Origin of the sequence: Streptomyces sp. NPDC050636 (assembly GCF_040654775.1) — a bacterium.
Taxonomy (GTDB): Bacteria; Actinomycetota; Actinomycetes; order Streptomycetales; family Streptomycetaceae; genus Streptomyces.
In genome coordinates this window covers 222808-238482 of the sequence record NZ_JBFAIP010000003.1, presented here as the reverse complement: position 1 = coordinate 238482, position 15675 = coordinate 222808, and the positions used below count along the sequence as shown (strand labels likewise).

At 72.1% G+C, this 15675-nt stretch carries 11 protein-coding genes; 4 read left to right on the top strand and 7 right to left on the bottom strand.

Features of this window, described 5'->3' with window-relative positions:
• Positions 1 to 116: 116 nt before the first annotated feature.
• The 6 genes from AB0I10_RS05720 to AB0I10_RS05695 form a co-directional block, all read right to left on the bottom strand.
• Positions 117 to 1067, bottom strand: coding sequence for a LysR family transcriptional regulator (locus AB0I10_RS05720; RefSeq protein ID WP_363151033.1), 951 nt, complete (start codon positions 1065 to 1067; stop codon positions 117 to 119).
• 802 nt (positions 1068 to 1869) lie between these two features.
• Positions 1870 to 2847, bottom strand: coding sequence for an acyl-ACP desaturase (locus tag AB0I10_RS05715; protein ID WP_363151032.1), 978 nt, complete (start codon positions 2845 to 2847; stop codon positions 1870 to 1872).
• A 255-nt stretch (positions 2848 to 3102) separates the two neighbouring features.
• On the bottom strand, positions 3103 to 3351 hold the full coding sequence (locus AB0I10_RS05710) for a hypothetical protein (RefSeq protein WP_363151031.1): 249 nt from the start codon (positions 3349 to 3351) through the stop codon (positions 3103 to 3105).
• Between the two features lie 48 nt (positions 3352 to 3399).
• Complete coding sequence (locus tag AB0I10_RS05705; RefSeq protein WP_363151030.1) at positions 3400 to 5112, bottom strand: alpha-L-fucosidase; 1713 nt, start codon at positions 5110 to 5112, stop codon at positions 3400 to 3402.
• Positions 5113 to 5265: 153 nt separating this feature from the next.
• Positions 5266 to 7470, bottom strand: coding sequence for a 4-alpha-glucanotransferase (malQ, locus tag AB0I10_RS05700; protein WP_363151029.1), 2205 nt, complete (start codon positions 7468 to 7470; stop codon positions 5266 to 5268).
• 6 nt (positions 7471 to 7476) lie between these two features.
• Positions 7477 to 7746, bottom strand: a complete 270-nt coding sequence (locus tag AB0I10_RS05695) for a hypothetical protein (RefSeq protein ID WP_363151028.1) — start codon at positions 7744 to 7746, stop codon at positions 7477 to 7479.
• Between the two features lie 627 nt (positions 7747 to 8373).
• Between AB0I10_RS05695 and AB0I10_RS05690 the strand changes: the two genes are divergently transcribed.
• Positions 8374 to 11460: a beta-N-acetylglucosaminidase domain-containing protein gene (locus tag AB0I10_RS05690; RefSeq protein WP_363151027.1), complete on the top strand. Its 3087-nt coding sequence runs from the start codon at positions 8374 to 8376 to the stop codon at positions 11458 to 11460.
• Between the two features lie 79 nt (positions 11461 to 11539).
• On the opposite strand, the gene AB0I10_RS05685 is transcribed toward AB0I10_RS05690, so the two are convergent.
• On the bottom strand, positions 11540 to 12076 hold the full coding sequence (locus tag AB0I10_RS05685; protein ID WP_018088296.1) for an HNH endonuclease: 537 nt from the start codon (positions 12074 to 12076) through the stop codon (positions 11540 to 11542).
• A gap of 365 nt (positions 12077 to 12441) precedes the next feature.
• Here AB0I10_RS05685 and AB0I10_RS05680 point away from each other — a divergent pair, with 365 nt between their 5' ends.
• The 3 genes from AB0I10_RS05680 to AB0I10_RS05670 all read left to right on the top strand — a co-directional run bounded on the left by AB0I10_RS05680 (position 12442) and on the right by AB0I10_RS05670 (position 15637).
• Positions 12442 to 13491: a mechanosensitive ion channel family protein gene (locus tag AB0I10_RS05680; RefSeq protein ID WP_363151094.1), complete on the top strand. Its 1050-nt coding sequence runs from the start codon at positions 12442 to 12444 to the stop codon at positions 13489 to 13491.
• A gap of 196 nt (positions 13492 to 13687) precedes the next feature.
• On the top strand, positions 13688 to 14059 hold the full coding sequence (locus tag AB0I10_RS05675) for a hypothetical protein (RefSeq protein ID WP_363151026.1): 372 nt from the start codon (positions 13688 to 13690) through the stop codon (positions 14057 to 14059).
• 441 nt (positions 14060 to 14500) lie between these two features.
• Entirely contained in the window at positions 14501 to 15637 is a 1137-nt protein-coding gene (locus tag AB0I10_RS05670) for an ROK family transcriptional regulator (protein WP_363151025.1), read from the top strand.
• Positions 15638 to 15675 lie beyond the last annotated feature (38 nt).

Genomic DNA, 15675 nt, shown 5'->3' with positions numbered 1-15675 from the left:
TCGGAGTGGCCGGTGCTGTGGACCGCTCCACGGTCGCAGTGGACCACCCCTCAGGTCCACCGAAAGTTCTTGGAGGTTATGTTCAGCAGAACTGAACGATCCGGAGGGCCGGCCGGTCAGTGACGGCTGCCGTCCCCGGGGGCGTCGGCGGCCGCCTGCTGAAGCGCGGCCAGCACCCGGGACAGGCCCGGCGCCCCTTCGGAGCCGCGCCGGGCGGCCGCCACCACATGGCGGCGCGGCTGGTCGGCGTGCAGCACCCGCAGCGCGACCCCGACGCCGCCCTGCTCGCGGCCGAGCGCCCCGATGCCGCCCGCCATCGCCATCCGGGGCACCAGCGCCACGCCCATCCCCGCCGCGACCATCGCCCAGATCGCGCTCCAGTCGGCGGCGGCGTGCGCCTGCTCCGGCACGAACCCGGCGCTCTCACAGGCGGTGGTGGTGATCTGCGACCAGGGGCCGCTGCTGCCGAAGATCCATGGCTCGCCCGCCAGGTCGGCCAGCCGCAGCCCCGGCTCGGCGGCCAGCGGATGGCCGGCCGGCAGCGCCACGTCCAGCGGGTCGGCGAGCAGCGAGACCCGGCTGAACTTGGGGTCGCGCGGGGTCGGCGCATGCGCGGCGAGCGACAGCGCGAGATCGACGCTGCCCTCCGCCAGCAGTTCGTACGCGGCCTCCGCCTCCGCTTCCCGTACGGCCACGGCCAGGCCCGGATGCGTACGGCGCAGCTCCTCCACGGCGGGCACGACCAGCGCGGGGATGGCCGTGGAGAACGCGCCGACCCGCACCTCGCCGGCCTCGCCCTGGAGGTAGCCGAGGAGTTCGGCGTCCGCGCGCTCCAACTGGGCGAAGACCGCCTCGGCGTGCCGCAGCACCAGATGTGCGGCATCCGTCAGCCGCACCCGCCGCCCGTGGGCCTCCAGGAGCGTGACGCCGAGCTGTCTGGCCAGCCCGGACAACTGCTGCGAGACCGCCGAGGGCGTCATGTGCAACGCCTCGGCTGTCGCGGTGACCGTACCCAGCTCGTGGAGGGTGCGCAGGATACGCAGCTTCTTGATGTCCCAGTCGGCCATGCGGGGCAGCGTAGACGCTGCGGCTTCTCCCCACGTTTTCGGCTTTCCCGCCGTGGTGGTTGTTCGCCGTTGCGCCTGCGGCGGGTCGCTGCGCTTTGCCTGGGCCGCGTTTTTGGCTGTCCCGGCGTTGGGGTTTCTCGCCGTTGCGGGTCCGCTGCGCTTTACCCAGGCCGTTTCCTGGCTATCCCGCCGTGGTGGTTTGTCGCCGTTGCGCCTGCGGCGGGCGTGGTTTTGTCGGGTGCGGTGACAGCCCTCCGGACTCCGTCCTGCGGGCTGTCCCCTCCCGTGGATGGGTGGAAAACCGAGTGGGGGCGAACGTTGAGTGTCCAGTTCCCCATGACTCGTCCACTGGGCGACTCGTCCACTGGGCAAGCGTGATCGACTACGTGCACCCCCACCGCCTTTTCCCACACTCAACGGGAGGGGCCGGACCGCAGGACGGAGTCCGGAGGTCCGGAACCGCACCCGACAGCCCCGCGCAGCGGCAACAACCCCGCCGCAAGGCACAACGGCGGGACAGCCAAAAACGCGGCCCAGGCAAAGCGCAGCGGACGGCCCGCCGCAGGCGCCACGGCGACAAACCCCCACGGCGGGACAGCCGGAAACGCAGCTCAGGCAAAGCGCAGCGGACCGGCGGACGGCGTGCGGTGTGCGCGGACCCTCTCCAGAACTGCCACGGTTTCCTCTCCCTCGGTGGTGGGTGCACGTCCACCGTGGCAGTCCAACAAACATCAGGTCTATCGAATAATTTCGCCTGATTCTTTCAGAAGAACTTAAAGAATGGAGCGATGCATGAACGGCCTTACGCGCTGCGGGCGGCACGGCGGGCCAGGATGGCCGCCTGGCGCTCGTCGAACTTCCGCGCCTGGGCATCGAGGCCGCCCAGGAACAGCCCCAGCTCCTCCTGTGCCGCCAGGCCGGCCGGGCCCAGGCCGCTGATGTCCAGCACCTTCAGGAAGCGCAGCACGGGCTGCAGCACATCGTCGTGGTGGATGCGCAGGTTGTAGATCCCGCCGATGGCCATCCGGGCGGCGGACCGCTCGAAGCCGGGCATGCCGTGGCCGGGCATCCGGAAGCCGGTGACGACATCGCGTACGGCACACATGGTCTGGTCGGGCGCCATCTCGAAGGCCGCGCCGAGCAGGTTGCGGTAGAAGACCATGTGGAGGTTCTCGTCGGTGGCGATCCTGGCCAGCATCCGGTCGCAGACGGGGTCGCCGGAGTGGTGGCCGGTGTTGCGGTGCGAGATCCGGGTGGCCAGCTCCTGGAAGGCGACATACGCCACGGAGTGCAGCATGCTGTGCGAGTTGTCGGACTCGAAGCCCTCCGACATGTGCGCCATACGGAACCGCTCCAGCTCGACCGGGTCGACGGCACGGCTGGTGAGCAGGTAGTCGCGCATCACGATGCCGTGCCGGCCCTCTTCGGCCGTCCAGCGGTGCACCCAGGTACCCCAGGCGCCGTCCCGGCCGAAGAGGGTGGCGATCTCGTGGTGGTAGCTGGGGAGGTTGTCCTCGGTGAGGAGGTTGACCACCAGGGCGATCCGGCCGATGTCGGTGACCTTGGACTGCTCCGGGGCCCAGGCCTCGCCGCCCATCACCCCGTCGAAGTTCCGCCCGTCGCTCCAGGGCACGTACTCGTGGGGCATCCACTCCTTGGCGACCTTCAGATGCCGGTTGAGCTCCTTCTCAACGACCTCTTCGAGTGCGTAGAGCAGCTGCGCGTCGGTCCAGGCGGCCTGGCCGCGCTCTCCGTTGTGGCGGGCGGGGGCGATGGTCACGGGGGGACTCCGGGGGACGACGAAACCTACGGGACCGCAGGCGGGGACCTACGGGGCCGTAGGTTACGTCATCGTAGGTTGGGTCCGGTTAAACCCCTCCCCCCTCCCAAACCGGGAGAAAACCGCCCGATAGCCGCCCCGCAACCCCTTTTTCATCTGCGGAAACGTCTCCCAATGTCGCGGTGCATACAAAAGGGCGCCCACCGGTTCGTATGAACCGGTGGGCGCCCTTGAAGGCGTCACACGTGCTTGGCGTCAGCCCTTGGCCCCGGCCTGCTTGCGGGACTTGTCGCCCACCATGACCAGTCCGGCGATCACCAGGAAGATGACGATGGGCAAGGCGACATAGAGGCCGAGCGTCTCGATCACGCTCAGGCCCGGACCCGGGTCGTCACCATCGTCGCGGGTGAGCGCAAACGCGGGGGACGACATCAGCAGCATCAGCGCGGTGCCGGCCGTGATGGTTCCGGCGCGCAGGACATTCTTATTGACCTTGTTGCTCACGAAGTCAACGTATCGGACGGCCCTGCGCCCCGCGCGTCCGGGGTGGCGTCAGCGCCCGCCCCGTCCCGGCGACGGCCCGCCGAGGTGCAGCGTCACCGGCTGGGTGTACGTCCGGCCGCGGGCCTCCCGCACCGTGACCCGTACGGCGTCCGCCGTCACCGGCCCCGGCCCCGGCAGGGCGAGGATCCGCCGGTGCCCGATGGTGGTGCCCCGGGCGATCTCGGTCCAGACCCCGGCGATCCGCGCCTGCACGGCGAAGCGCTCGACACGCTGCCCGTGCCGGATGTCCTCGGCGAGCCCGATCCGGTCGAAGGTCCAGGGCCCGGGGCCGGCCGCCCGCAGGTCCTTGCCGTAGGTCTCGCGTACGGCCGTCCCGAAGGCGGTGAGCGAGGCGACGTCCTCGGCGGCGATCCGGCCGTCCTTGGCCGGCGGGACGTTCAGCAGCAGCGAGGCGTTGCGCCCCACGCTCTTCTCGTACCGGTCCATCAACTGCGCCGGCGTCTTGGGGCGTTCGCCGGGGTGATGGAACCAGCCGGGGCGCAACGAGACATCGGCCTCCGCCGGGTACCACTGGAGGTATTCGGTGGACGGCGCGAGGAGCTTGGCGCGGGAGCCGATGTCGGGGTCGGTGGAGTCGTTGGGCAGGCCGCCGGCCATCACGGTCCACGGGTCGGCGGTGGAGGGGGTGACGCTCCACTCCGACTCCCGTGCGATGCCGTTCTCGTTGCCGACCCAGCGGGCGCCCTGCGGGCCGGCGAAGACCACGGTGTCCGGGGAGAGCCGGTGGATCACCCTGAACCACTGGGCGACGTTGTATTTCTGGGTGATGCCGGAGTCCGTCCAGGGGTTCGCACCGTCCAGCCACAGCTCGTCGATGGGGCCGTACTGGGTGAACAACTCGTAGACCTGGTTGAGGTAGTACGCGTCATAGTCGTCCGCCTGGACACGGAAGGTGGGCAGCCGGCCGCTGCGGACCGCGGCGGTGCGGTCGTCGCCGGGGACGAGGGTGGGGATGGTGCGCTCGGTGACCGCGCTGCCGTTGCCGAAGCGACCCAGCCCGCGCGGCGCCTGGTCGCCGTCCTCCAGCGCGACCCGCTCGGGCAGGCTGAGCGGCTTGCCCTCCTGCTGCTTCTTGCGGATCTCCTCGACCCACTGGGCGTGCCAGGCGTGCGGGAGTTCGGCGCCGTCGGAGGGCGAGAGGTAGATACCGACCTTCAGCCCGGCCTTACGGGCAGCTTTCACATATGCGCCGACGACATCGGGGCGGCCGGGGCTGGCCAGCACCGAGTGCGGGGTGTAGCGGCTGGGATAGAGCACAAACCCGTCGTGGTGCTTGGCGGTGAGCATGACCTGCTCGGCGCCGGCCGCCTTGTAGGCCCGCATCCACTGGTCGACGTCAATACGGGAGGGCCCAGAAACGTCGAACAGCTTCTCGTCCTCGGTACCGGAGCCCCATTCACGGTTGGTGAAGGTGTTCATGCCGAAGTGCGTGAAGGCGGTGACTTCCCTTTGCTGCCAGGCGAGTTGACCCTTGGTGGGGACGGTGTTGGCGGCCTTCTCGATGACGCGGTCCGGGGTGTCGCAGTGCTCGATCTCCATCTGGGAAGCGGGGCGTACGGGCTTGTCGCAGGGGCCGGCGGCGGTCGGCGGCGACTGGGCCAGGGAGCTCTGGACGGCGACGAGCGCGGCGGCCGCGGTGAGCGCGAGCGCGCAGAGTGTCCGGCGGGTGCTGCGGAGTGCCGTGTTCCCTCGGAGTGCCATGTTCCCTCCAACTCGCCGACCATGGGGGGTGGATGATGAATGGTCGGATGTCTGGATGGTGTCCAGGGCATGGTGCCGGACGGCACGACGTACCGGAAGGGTCTGCGCAGCGACTGGTGCTAGGGCCTTTCCGACCCTGATATCGGACAGACCCTAACGCTGCCCGTTGGACAATTCCCGCATCAGCGCATGCAATCGGGGCGATGCCGCGAGCTCTTCAAGGGTCTGCGGGCGCCCGTCGGGACCGGCGATCGGCAGCCGCCAGTTCGGGTATTCATCCCATGTACCGGGGAGATTCTGCGGCCGACGGTCCCCCACCGCGTCCGGCAGCCACACCCCGACCATCCGCGCCGGGGTACGCAGCAGAAACCGGTGCACGGCCCGGACCGCCGCCTCCTCGTCACCCGCGCCCTCGGGCAGCAGGCCGCGGAACGCCAACTCGCCCAGCCACTCGGCGAGTTCATACTTCGCACGGGACCGCTCCCGCTGCGGCGGGCCGGCCAGCAGCCCGAGCCGCTCACGCAGCGCGACGTCCTCGCCGGACAGCCGGGCGGCGGTGGTCGGCAGATCGTGGGTGGTGACGGTGGCCAGACAGTCGGTGCGCCACTCGTCCGGGGCCAGAATCCGGGCCTCGGCGGCGGGCGGGGCGTCTGCGGGATCTTCGGCGGGCGGGGAATCCCCGACGTCCGCGGCCCGGTCCGCCCCGCTCCCGTAGTCCCGCTCGAACCACAGCACCGACGTCCCCAACACCCCCCGCTCGGCAAGCGCGCCCCGTACGCCGGGCTCCACGGTCCCCAAGTCCTCGCCGATCACCGCCGCTCCGGCCCGGTGTGCCTCCAGCGCCAGCACCGACAGCATCGCCTCGCCGTCGTAGCGGACGTATGCGCCCTCCGTCGGCGGCCGGCCCTCCGGGACCCACCACAGCCGGAACAGCCCCATCACATGGTCGATACGGAGCGCGCCGGCATGCCGCAGCAGCCCGCGCAGCAGCTCCCGGTACGGGGCGTAGCCCGCGGCGGCCAGCGCGTCCGGGCGCCAGGGCGGCAGGCCCCAGTCCTGGCCGCGGGAGTTGAAGGCGTCGGGCGGCGCCCCGATGGACATTCCGGTGGCGAAGGCGGCCTGCTGCGCCCAGGTGTCGGCGCCGGAGGGATGGACGCCGACGGCCAGGTCGTGCACCAGCCCGATGCCCATCCCGGCGTCCCGCGCGGCCCGCTGTGCGGCGCCGAGCTGCTCGTCGGTGAGCCAGGCGAGGCGGCAGTGGAAGTCGATCCGGTCCAGCAGCCGGGCACGCAGCCGGGCCGTCCCCGTGGACCGGGGGTCGCGCAGCTCGGCGGGCCAGGCGCGCCAGTCGGCGCCGTGCCGCTCGGCGAAGGCGCACCAGGTGGCGTGGTCGTCCAGGGCCTGGCCCTGTTCGGCGAGGAAGTCGCAGTAGGTGGCACGCCGGCCCGGTGTCAGCGGGACCGTCCACAGCAGCTCCAGGGCTTCCTTCTTCAGCTCCCAGACCGCGTCCCGGTCGATCAGCGCGCCCCGTTCGAGGACGTCGGCGCGCAGCTCCCCGGCGCGGGCGGCCAGCTCGGCGGCGCGTAAGCGGGCCTGGCCGGCCAGTTGGGCGTACTCCGGGATGTGCTCGATCCGCAGATGGACGGGATCGGGGAAGCGGCGCGAGGAAGGGCGGTACGGGGAGGGGTCGGTGGGCGGGCCGGGGACGGCCGCGTGCAGCGGGTTGAGCTGGACGAAGCCGGTGCCCAGGGCGCGGCCGGACCAGGCGGCGAGGTCGGCGAGGTCCCCGAGGTCGCCCATGCCCCAGGAGTGCCCGGACAGCAGCGAGTAGAGCTGCACCAGGAAGCCGTGGCTGCGGGCGGGCGGCGCGGGCACCCGGTCGGGCGCGACGATGAGGTGGGCGCGGGCGGCGCGGCCGTCGGGGGTGTGCGCGTGGAGTGCGTGGACGCCCAGGGGCAACTGGGCGAGAGCCTGCCGGGCCGGGCCGCCCCGGGCCCCGGGCTCCCGTTTCCGCGGCTCCAGCTCCCGGCTCTCCCCGTCCTCGGTCTCCACCCGGAGGACGGTGCCTTCGGGGAGCCCGGCGAGGTCGGGCGGCCGATGCGGGCGCGCGACGACGGTGCGGGGAAGAACGAGGGTGCGGCTGCGGCCCTCCCCCATGACCTCACCGGCACAGGAGGTGCCCCCACCGTCCCGGTGTACGTCGAGAGCGGCGCGTACGGCGTCCGGCGTCGAGGCGTCGACGCCGAGTGCGGCGAGCACGGCGACGAGGGTGTCGTCACCGGTGTGGACGGTGGTGCCCGGCGAAGGTTCGTAGGACGTGGCGATGCCGTGCAACTGGGCGAGCCGCGTGCGGCCCATGCGTCCTCAGACCTCCATGGACTCCGTGCCCAGACCGGCGGCTGTCGGCTCGCTGGTCAGCGGCAGTTCCGCGGCGATCGGGACCTCGCTGGTCAGCGGGGCGGCGTCGGAGAGCGGCGGCTCGCTGGTCAGCGGCGGCTCGGCGAAGCTGAGGGATCCGGAGCCGTCGAGGCCGGAATCGGGGTCGGAGACTCCGTCGAACAGATCGGGCTCCATCTGCGCACCTCCCGGTTTGGAGGACAGGGCATCGAGGAGCAGCTGAGCGGATGCGGCCACCAGGGCCTCCCGTTCATCGGTAGTGGGACACGTCTGCCCTACCCACTGGACACGATTGCAGACGTAACCACACAGCAAACGTGAGCCAGGTCACATCGTACCGTGGCAGGCGATTTCGCGGCGGGGGAGACCCGCAGACGCAGAGAGTGTGGACGAAAGGGGCATCGGGAAGGAAGTTCTCCGGGCTGCCGGGACCCGGCGGCGCCACCGGCCGGCCGGGCCTGAACCGGCACTCCGATGGCCCACCGGGGCACCCCCCATCGGGCGGTTGACACCCTCACCGCCACAATGGTGGGCTCACAGCCGAAGGTCTGTCCGAAAGGCGGCCAGCGCGTAGCGCTGTCTTCTGGGGGCGGAGGTCGGGTGACGGGCGGGCGGTACGACACCACCGGTGCCACGCCGCGTGCACGACACACGGCTTCCACCGCGGCAGATATCCGTCGGCAGGAATTCTTCGGGCGCGCGGGCGCGAGGCGTCCGCGCGAGGGGTTACGGGGAGCCGGCGAGAGCCGGCGTGCACAGTGGGGACGAGGAGCGGCCGTGCGAGTCCGGGGCGTGTGGAGCGTCGGAAGAACCGGTAGGGGCAGCAGGACCGGCGAGACCAGGAAACGGGGCACGCGGGCGCGGGTGGCGGGAACCACCGCGCTGGCCGCCGCGGTCATCGGGAGCCTGCTGGGCGGTGCGCCCGCGCAGGCGGCGCCTGGCCATCCCGCGGACCCCTCCATCGGCACCCCCGACCGGCCCGACCGGCCGGCCGGTGCGGCGCAGTCGCCCGCCGTCTGGCCGCGCCCCCAGTCGATGAAGGAGCTCGGTGCCGCCGTGCCGCTCGGCGGCGAGGCGGCGCTGGTGGCCGCGCCGGACACCGATCCGTACGCCCTGGACGTGCTGCGCGGGCTGCTGCGGGACGCCGGGGTGCGCACGGTCCGGCAGGTGGCTCCGGGCGAGCCGGTGCCCACGGCCGGGCCGGTGTTCCTGGTCGGCGGGATGCAGGCCGACGACGCCCTGCGGGCGCTCCGCGCGCCCGCCCGCGGAGATCTGCCGGCCGGCGGCTACCGGCTCGCCGTCGGCCAGGTCGCGGGCCGCGACACGGTCGCCCTGGACGGCGTCGGCCCGGACGGGCTCTTCCACGCCACGCAGACGCTGCGGCAGCTCGTCATGGACGCCGGCGGCCAGAAGGACGGCAGCGGGCCCGTCGGCCGGCAGCTGGCCTCGGTGGCCGTCCGGGACTGGCCCGGCACCGGGGTGCGCGGCACCACCGAGGGGTTCTTCGGCCGGCCGTGGAGCCGGGCGCAGCGGCTCGCCCAGCTGGACTTCATGGGGCGCACCAAGCAGAACCGCTATCTGTACGCCCCGGGCGACGACCCGTACCGGCAGGCCCAGTGGCGCGAGCCCTACCCGGCCGAGCAGCGCGCCGACTTCCGGGCGCTGGCCGAGCGGGCCCGCGCCAATCACGTCACGCTGGGCTGGGCGATCGCCCCCGGCCAGGCGATGTGCCTGTCGTCCGAGGAGGACATGCGGGCGCTGCGGCGCAAGGTGGATGCGATGTGGGCGCTGGGCGTGCGCTCCTTCCAGCTGCAGTTCCAGGACGTCAGCTACAGCGAGTGGCACTGCGGCGCCGACGAGGAGACCTTCGGCTCGGGCCCGCAGGCCGCGGCCGCGGCGCAGGCCAAGGTCGCCAACGCGCTCGCCGGGCACCTCAGGGAGCGGCATCCGGGGTCGGCTCCGCTGTCGCTGATGCCGACCGAGTACTACCAGGACGGCTCGACGGCGTACCGCGATGCGCTGTCCGACGTGCTCGACGACCGGGTCGAGGTGGCCTGGACCGGCATCGGCGTGGTGCCGCGGACCATCACCGGCGGTGAACTGTCCGCCACCCGCGCGGTGTTCCGTCATCCGCTGGTCACCATGGACAACTACCCGGTCAACGACTACGCGCAGGACCGGATCTTCCTCGGTCCTTACACGGGGCGCGAGCCGGCCGTCGCCACCGGCTCCGCGGTGCTGCTCGCCAACGCCATGGAGCAGCCGGTGGCCTCCCGTATCCCGCTGTTCACGGCCGCGGACTTCGCTTGGAATCCGCGCGCCTACGACCCGTCGGAGTCCTGGGACGCCGCCATCGACGATCTGGCGGGCGACGATCCGCGGGCCCGTGCCGCACTGCGCGCCCTCGCCGGCAATGCTGCGTCATCCGTGCTGGCCTGGGACGAGTCGGCGTATCTGCGGCCGCTGATCGACCGCTTCTGGAAGACCCGCGAGGCCGCGACCAACCGCGGCAGGCCCGGCCAGGACGCGGATTTCGCGAAGGCGGCGAAGGCACTGCGGTCCGCGTTCCGCACCATGAGCACCGCACCGAAGGACCTGAACTCGGACCTGGCGGCCGAAGTGCGGCCATGGGCCGAGCAGTTGGCCCGCTACGGCAGGGCCGGCGAGCGCGCCGTCGACACGCTGCTGGCGCAGGCCCACGGCGACGGCGACACCGCCTGGTCCGCGCAGCGCACCGCGCAGGGCCTGCGCCAGGAGATCAAGCGGAGCCCGGCGACGGTCGGCAAGGGGGTGCTCGCACCGTTCCTGGAGCGGTCGATGACCGAGGCCGACGCCTGGACGGGCGCCCGCCGCGGCGGCCACGTCGGGCCACAACCCACCGAGGGCGCCGATCCCACGTCCCTGACCGTCCCCTTCGAGCGGGCCCGCCCGCTGACCGCGATCACCGCCCTCACCGAGCCGGGCTCCGAAGCGGACGCCGTCTCCCTGGAGGCCCGGGTCCCCGGCGAGGGGTGGCGGCGCCTCGGCCGTCTCTCCGCGACCGGCTGGACCGAGTCCCGCACTCCGGGCCTGCGCGCCGACGCGGTCCGGCTGTCGTGGGCGAAGGGCGCGGCGGCCCCGTCCGTCCACGCGCTCACCCCCTGGTTCGACGACACCCCGCCGGCCGGTCTGGAGCTGTCCCGCAAGGAGACGGACGCCGAGACCGGCGGCAGCGCGACGGTGGACGCCCGGATCTTCTCCCGCCGTCCCGGAGACGTCCGGGAGAAGCTGGCGGTCAAGGCGCCCAAGGGCTTCACCGTGCACGCTCCGGAGCGGATCACCGCACCGCGCGGGGGCACCGCCACGGTCCGTATCTCGGTCGACGTCCCCGAGGGCGCACGCTCCGGGGCGTACGAGATTCCGGTCGTCTTCGGGGACCAGGAGCAGACGCTGACGGTACGGGCCTATCCGCGGACCGGCGGCAAGGACCTGGCGCGGGGCGCCGCGGCCACCTCGTCCGGTGACGAGGCCGACACGTTCCCGGCGTCCGCGGCCACCGACGGCAGCGCGAAGACCCGCTGGTCCTCGCGTGCCGAGGACGGCGCCTGGCTGCAGTTCCCGCTCCCCCGCCCGACCCGCCTCGGCCTGGTCGTCCTGAACTGGCAGGACGCCTACGCGACCGGCTACCGCGTCCAGGTCTCCTCGGACGGCCGCAGCTGGCGCACCGCGGCCACCGTGCGGGATGGCAAGGGCGGCCGCGAGTCGGTCCGGATGGACGCCAAGGACGCCCGCTTCGTCCGCATACAGGGCGACAAGCGGGCCACCCGGTTCGGGTACTCGCTCTGGTCGGTGGAGGCATACGCCGTGAGCGGGGCGAGGGGGGAGAGCGGGGCGTCCGGGGCGTCCGGGGAGGGCGCGGCACCGGACGGACGCGACGGGAAGGGCCCCAAGGGCGAGCGCGGAGGCGAGTGAGAACCGTCCGGGGGCGGGCGGGAGCCGCGCGTACGCACACGACGGCTCCCGCCCGTCCCCGGACGCAGAAGACCCGGATCTACGCCGATACGGCGTCGATCCGGGCCAGGGCGTCATCCGCGCCGTACGGCTGCAAGTACGGCAGCCAGCGCGGGTCCCTATGCCCCGTGCCGATGATCCGCCAGGCGAGTCCGGACGGCGGGGCGGGCTGATGGCGCAGCCGCCAGCCGATCTCGGCGACATGGCGGTCGGCCTTGACGTGATTGCAGCGCCGGCAGGCGGCGACGACGTTCTCCCAGGTGTGCTGACCACCGCGACTGCGCGGGATGACGTGGTCGACGCTGGTTGCGACGCCACCGCAGTACATACAGCGCCCGCCGTCACGGGCGAACAGCGCCCGGCGGGTCAGTGGAACAGGGCCGCGAAAGGGCACCCGCACAAACCGCTTCAAGCGGACCACACTCGGAGCGGGTATGACGCGGGTCGCACTGTGCATCAGGGCGCCGGACTCCTCAAGACTCACAGCTTTCTCATTGAGTACGAGGATGAGCGCGCGGCGGAGCGGTACGACGCCGAGCGGCTCGTACGACGCGTTGAGGACCAGGACATGCGGCACGGGTGCCTCCTTGTACGCCGGCGGCGCGTGGCTCGCGCCGGGACGATCTCCCCACAGTGTCCCCCGGTGCCTGGTCGGAGCGCCACCATGACCGAGTAACGGGTCGGAGGTGTTTTCCACCACAGCGCATCGCGTCCCCGCACACCGCCTCTTTCCGGCCGTCTTCGCGACCTGGATGGCTCTCCCGGCTCGAACACGGGCGCGGACCGCCCCGGTTGCCCCGTTAGTGTGGTTGGTCTACCCGGTTCGTCCGCCCGACTTCGGGGGGACACCGCGGTCCTTCAGGGAGGCACCGCGGTCCGGGTCTGCTGTCCCACACGGAAGGTTCTGCTGTGCACTGGTCCGCTCCTGCGGCCGCCGCGCCACTGGGCGCCGCATCGTCCGGCTCCACCGGCCCGACCTCGCTCGACGAGGCCACGGAGAAGGCCACCAACGCCGCCGGCTGGGTGGAGGAGAACTGGGGGACGTGGGTCGAGTCCGGCCTCCAGATCCTGCTGATCATCGTGATCGCGGTCGTGCTGCGGCATGTGATACGCCGCACGATCACCAAGCTCATCGAGCGGATGAACCGCACCGCGGCCGCCGCCCAGGGCACCGCGCTCGGCGGCCTCCTGGTCAACGCCGAGCGCCGCCGCCAGCGCTCCGAGGCCATCGGCTCGGTGCTGCGCAGCGTCGCCTCCTTCGTGATCATGGGTACGGCGGCCCTGACGGTGCTCTCCGTCCTCAAGATCAACCTGGCGCCGCTGCTCGCCAGCGCGGGGGTGGCCGGCGTCGCGATCGGTTTCGGCGCCCGGAACCTCGTCACCGACTTCCTCTCCGGCGTCTTCATGATCCTTGAGGACCAGTACGGCGTCGGCGACGAGATCGACGCGGGCGTGGCCACCGGCACGGTCATCGAGGTCGGCCTGCGCGTCACCAAGCTGCGCGGCCCCAACGGCGCCATCTGGTACATCCGCAACGGCGAGGTCAAGCGGATCGGCAACCTCAGCCAGGGCTGGGCGACGGCCCAGGTCGACGTGCTGATCGCCGCCAACCAGGATCTGGAGCGGGCCCGCGACACCATCACCGCCGCCGGCGAGGAGATGGCCAAGGCCGAGCCCTGGAACGAGCAGCTGTGGGAGCCGGTGGAGGTCCTCGGCCTGAGCGAGGTGCACCTCGACACGGTGACCATCAGCGTCTCCGCCAAGACCATGCCCGGCAAGGCCCTGGGCATCGAACGCGAGCTGCGCTGGCGCATCAAGCGGGCCCTGGACGCCGCCGACATCCGGCTGGCCCCGCGCCCCGTCCCGGAGGAAGCGGAGGAGGAGCCCACCGACCCCTCCGCCGCCATGGCCGCCCCCTCGGCCCTCAGCAACCCGCTCTCCCCGCAGTCGGTGGCGTCGGATCCGATCTCGCGGCCGAACCTGGGGAAGTAGGCCGCAGGGAGGTTGCCGCCGCCCGGGGGCGTGTGGACGTGCGGGCACGCGAGCGCATGATCACGCGACCATGTGGCCGTGCGTCGTGTGACCGTGTGGCCCAGATCACACACCTCCGTGTCATACATCCCTCTCCCCCGCTTCGTGTCCCGGGTGTCAGTACCAACGACACGTACGACGGAGAAGGAGCTTCACCATGGAGATCCGCAAGCGCGTGGCCACGGGGGCCGTCGCATCGGTTCTGATGATCGGCAGCGCGGCGGCCCTGACCGCCGCCGCACCCGCTTCCGCCGCACCGTCCGCGCCGTCCGCCGCGACGACCCGGCACGCGGACGCCCGTATCAACAACGACCTCAGCTGCACCACCACATCTGACGGCCGTACGGGCACCGCGGACTGCACCAACAACACCAGCCGCACCATCGCCTTCCGTGCGACCGTGGTCTGCGGCGAATGGTGGGACCAGACCGGCCCCTGGAAGACCCTCAACCCCGGCGCCCACGACAACTCCGCGGCCACGTGCGAGCACGGCACCGGCGTCGGCAGCGTCGGCTGGGAAGAGGGCTGAGCGGCCCGGCAGATCCGACTGCGGCACCTGACTGAGAGCCAGGTGGCCTGAGGCGGCACCCGGGAGGGGCGTACCGGCAGTTCGCCGGTACGCCCCTTCGCTGCGTTCAGCAACGATGCGCGCATGAAGTACACGCGCCCGGCTGCCGCCATGAGATCGAACTCGCCGGGGCGACCCTCACCGTCATCTGCGCCGATCTCAGGGCGGTTTGGGGGCCATGACCCACGTGGCCGAGGTCCTGGCTCTCGCAAAGTCACCCCGTTGGAACCATTGACGGAGCCCTGACCCGCGACCTACCTTCCTGTTCATCGATTGGAAGGTTTCCTAACAGACGGTCGACGAGATGGCGGCGCGGCAGTCGACCGACGGAACGGGGTGGCAGTCATGGCCGGTGGGCACGGTACGCAGGGGACCCCCGGGACGCCACGGGTGTTGCGGGCCATGAACGACCGGGCGGCGCTCGATCTGCTCGTGTCGCAGGGGCCGTTGACCCGTACGCAGATCGGGGAGCTGACCGGGCTGTCGAAGCCGACCGCCTCGCAGCTGCTGGCCCGGCTGGAGGCCGCGGGGCTGGTGCGGACGACCGGGAACGTGACCGGGCGGCCGGGGCCGAACGCGCAGTTGTACGAGGTCAACCCGGTCGCAGCGCATGTCGCCGCGCTGGCCGTGGACCAGCTGGGGATCACCGCCGCCGTCGCCGACATCACCGGGCAGGTGCTCGGAGAGGAACGGGTCGGGACGGACGCGGTCGACGAGGCGGTGCCGAACCGGACGGCGCGGCTGGTGGCGACGGCCGTGGACGGGGCATTGGCCAAGGCCGGGCTGGAGCGCGAGCAGCTGCACGGGGCGGTGATCGGTACCCCCGGCGCGCTAGACCCGCAGACCGGCGCCCTGCGGTACGCGCCGCATCTGCCGGGCTGGCACTCGCGGAGGCTGAAGGAAGAGCTGGCGGAGGTGCTGGGCACGCCGATCGTTATCGAGAATGACGTGAATCTGGCGGCCGTTGCCGAGCAGCATGACGGAGCCGCGCAGGATTTTGATGACTTTGTGCTGGTGTGGGCCGACGAGGGGGTCGGCGCCGCGATCGTGCTGGGCGGGCAGTTGTTGCGCGGAGCGACCGGCGGCGCGGGCGAGATCGGCTATATGCCGCTGCCCGGCGCCCCGTTGTCCCGGGGCGGCGACCGGAGCGCGGCGCGGCCGGATGCCGGGGGCGGCTTCCAGCGTCTCGTCGGGTCGCCGAGCGTGGTCGAGCTGGCGCAGGAGTACGGCGCTCCGGAGGTCCGTACGGTCGACGAGGCGCTGGAGCGCGACGAGGTGCGGGCGGAAGTGGCACGGCGGATGGCCATGGGCCTCGCGGCCGTGGTCGCCGTCGTCGACCCTCGGCTGGTGGTGATGTCGGGCGAGGTCGCCCAGGCCGGCGGGGAGGCGCTGCGGGTCCTGGTCGAGGAGGAATTCACCGGGCTCGCACTGCCGCGGCCGGAACTGCGTATCAGCGATATCGACGGGAACCCGATTCTCATCGGCGCACTCCGAACGGCGCTGGCCGAGGCGCGCGATGCCGTGTTCGACACCGCCTGATTGTTTCCGTACGAACTCAGCGCCACTCCTCAACTTCC

Excerpts from the sequence above, each read along its gene's own strand:
- AB0I10_RS05720 (WP_363151033.1), bottom strand. The coding sequence starts at position 1,067 with ATGGCCGACTGGGACATCAAGAAGCTGCGTATCCTGCGCACCCTCCAC.
- AB0I10_RS05705 (WP_363151030.1), bottom strand. The coding sequence starts at position 5,112 with ATGGCACTCCGAGGGAACACGGCACTCCGCAGCACCCGCCGGACACTC.
- malQ (WP_363151029.1), bottom strand. The coding sequence starts at position 7,470 with ATGGGCCGCACGCGGCTCGCCCAGTTGCACGGCATCGCCACGTCCTAC.
- AB0I10_RS05675 (WP_363151026.1), top strand. The coding sequence starts at position 13,688 with ATGGAGATCCGCAAGCGCGTGGCCACGGGGGCCGTCGCATCGGTTCTG.
- AB0I10_RS05670 (WP_363151025.1), top strand. The coding sequence starts at position 14,501 with ATGAACGACCGGGCGGCGCTCGATCTGCTCGTGTCGCAGGGGCCGTTG.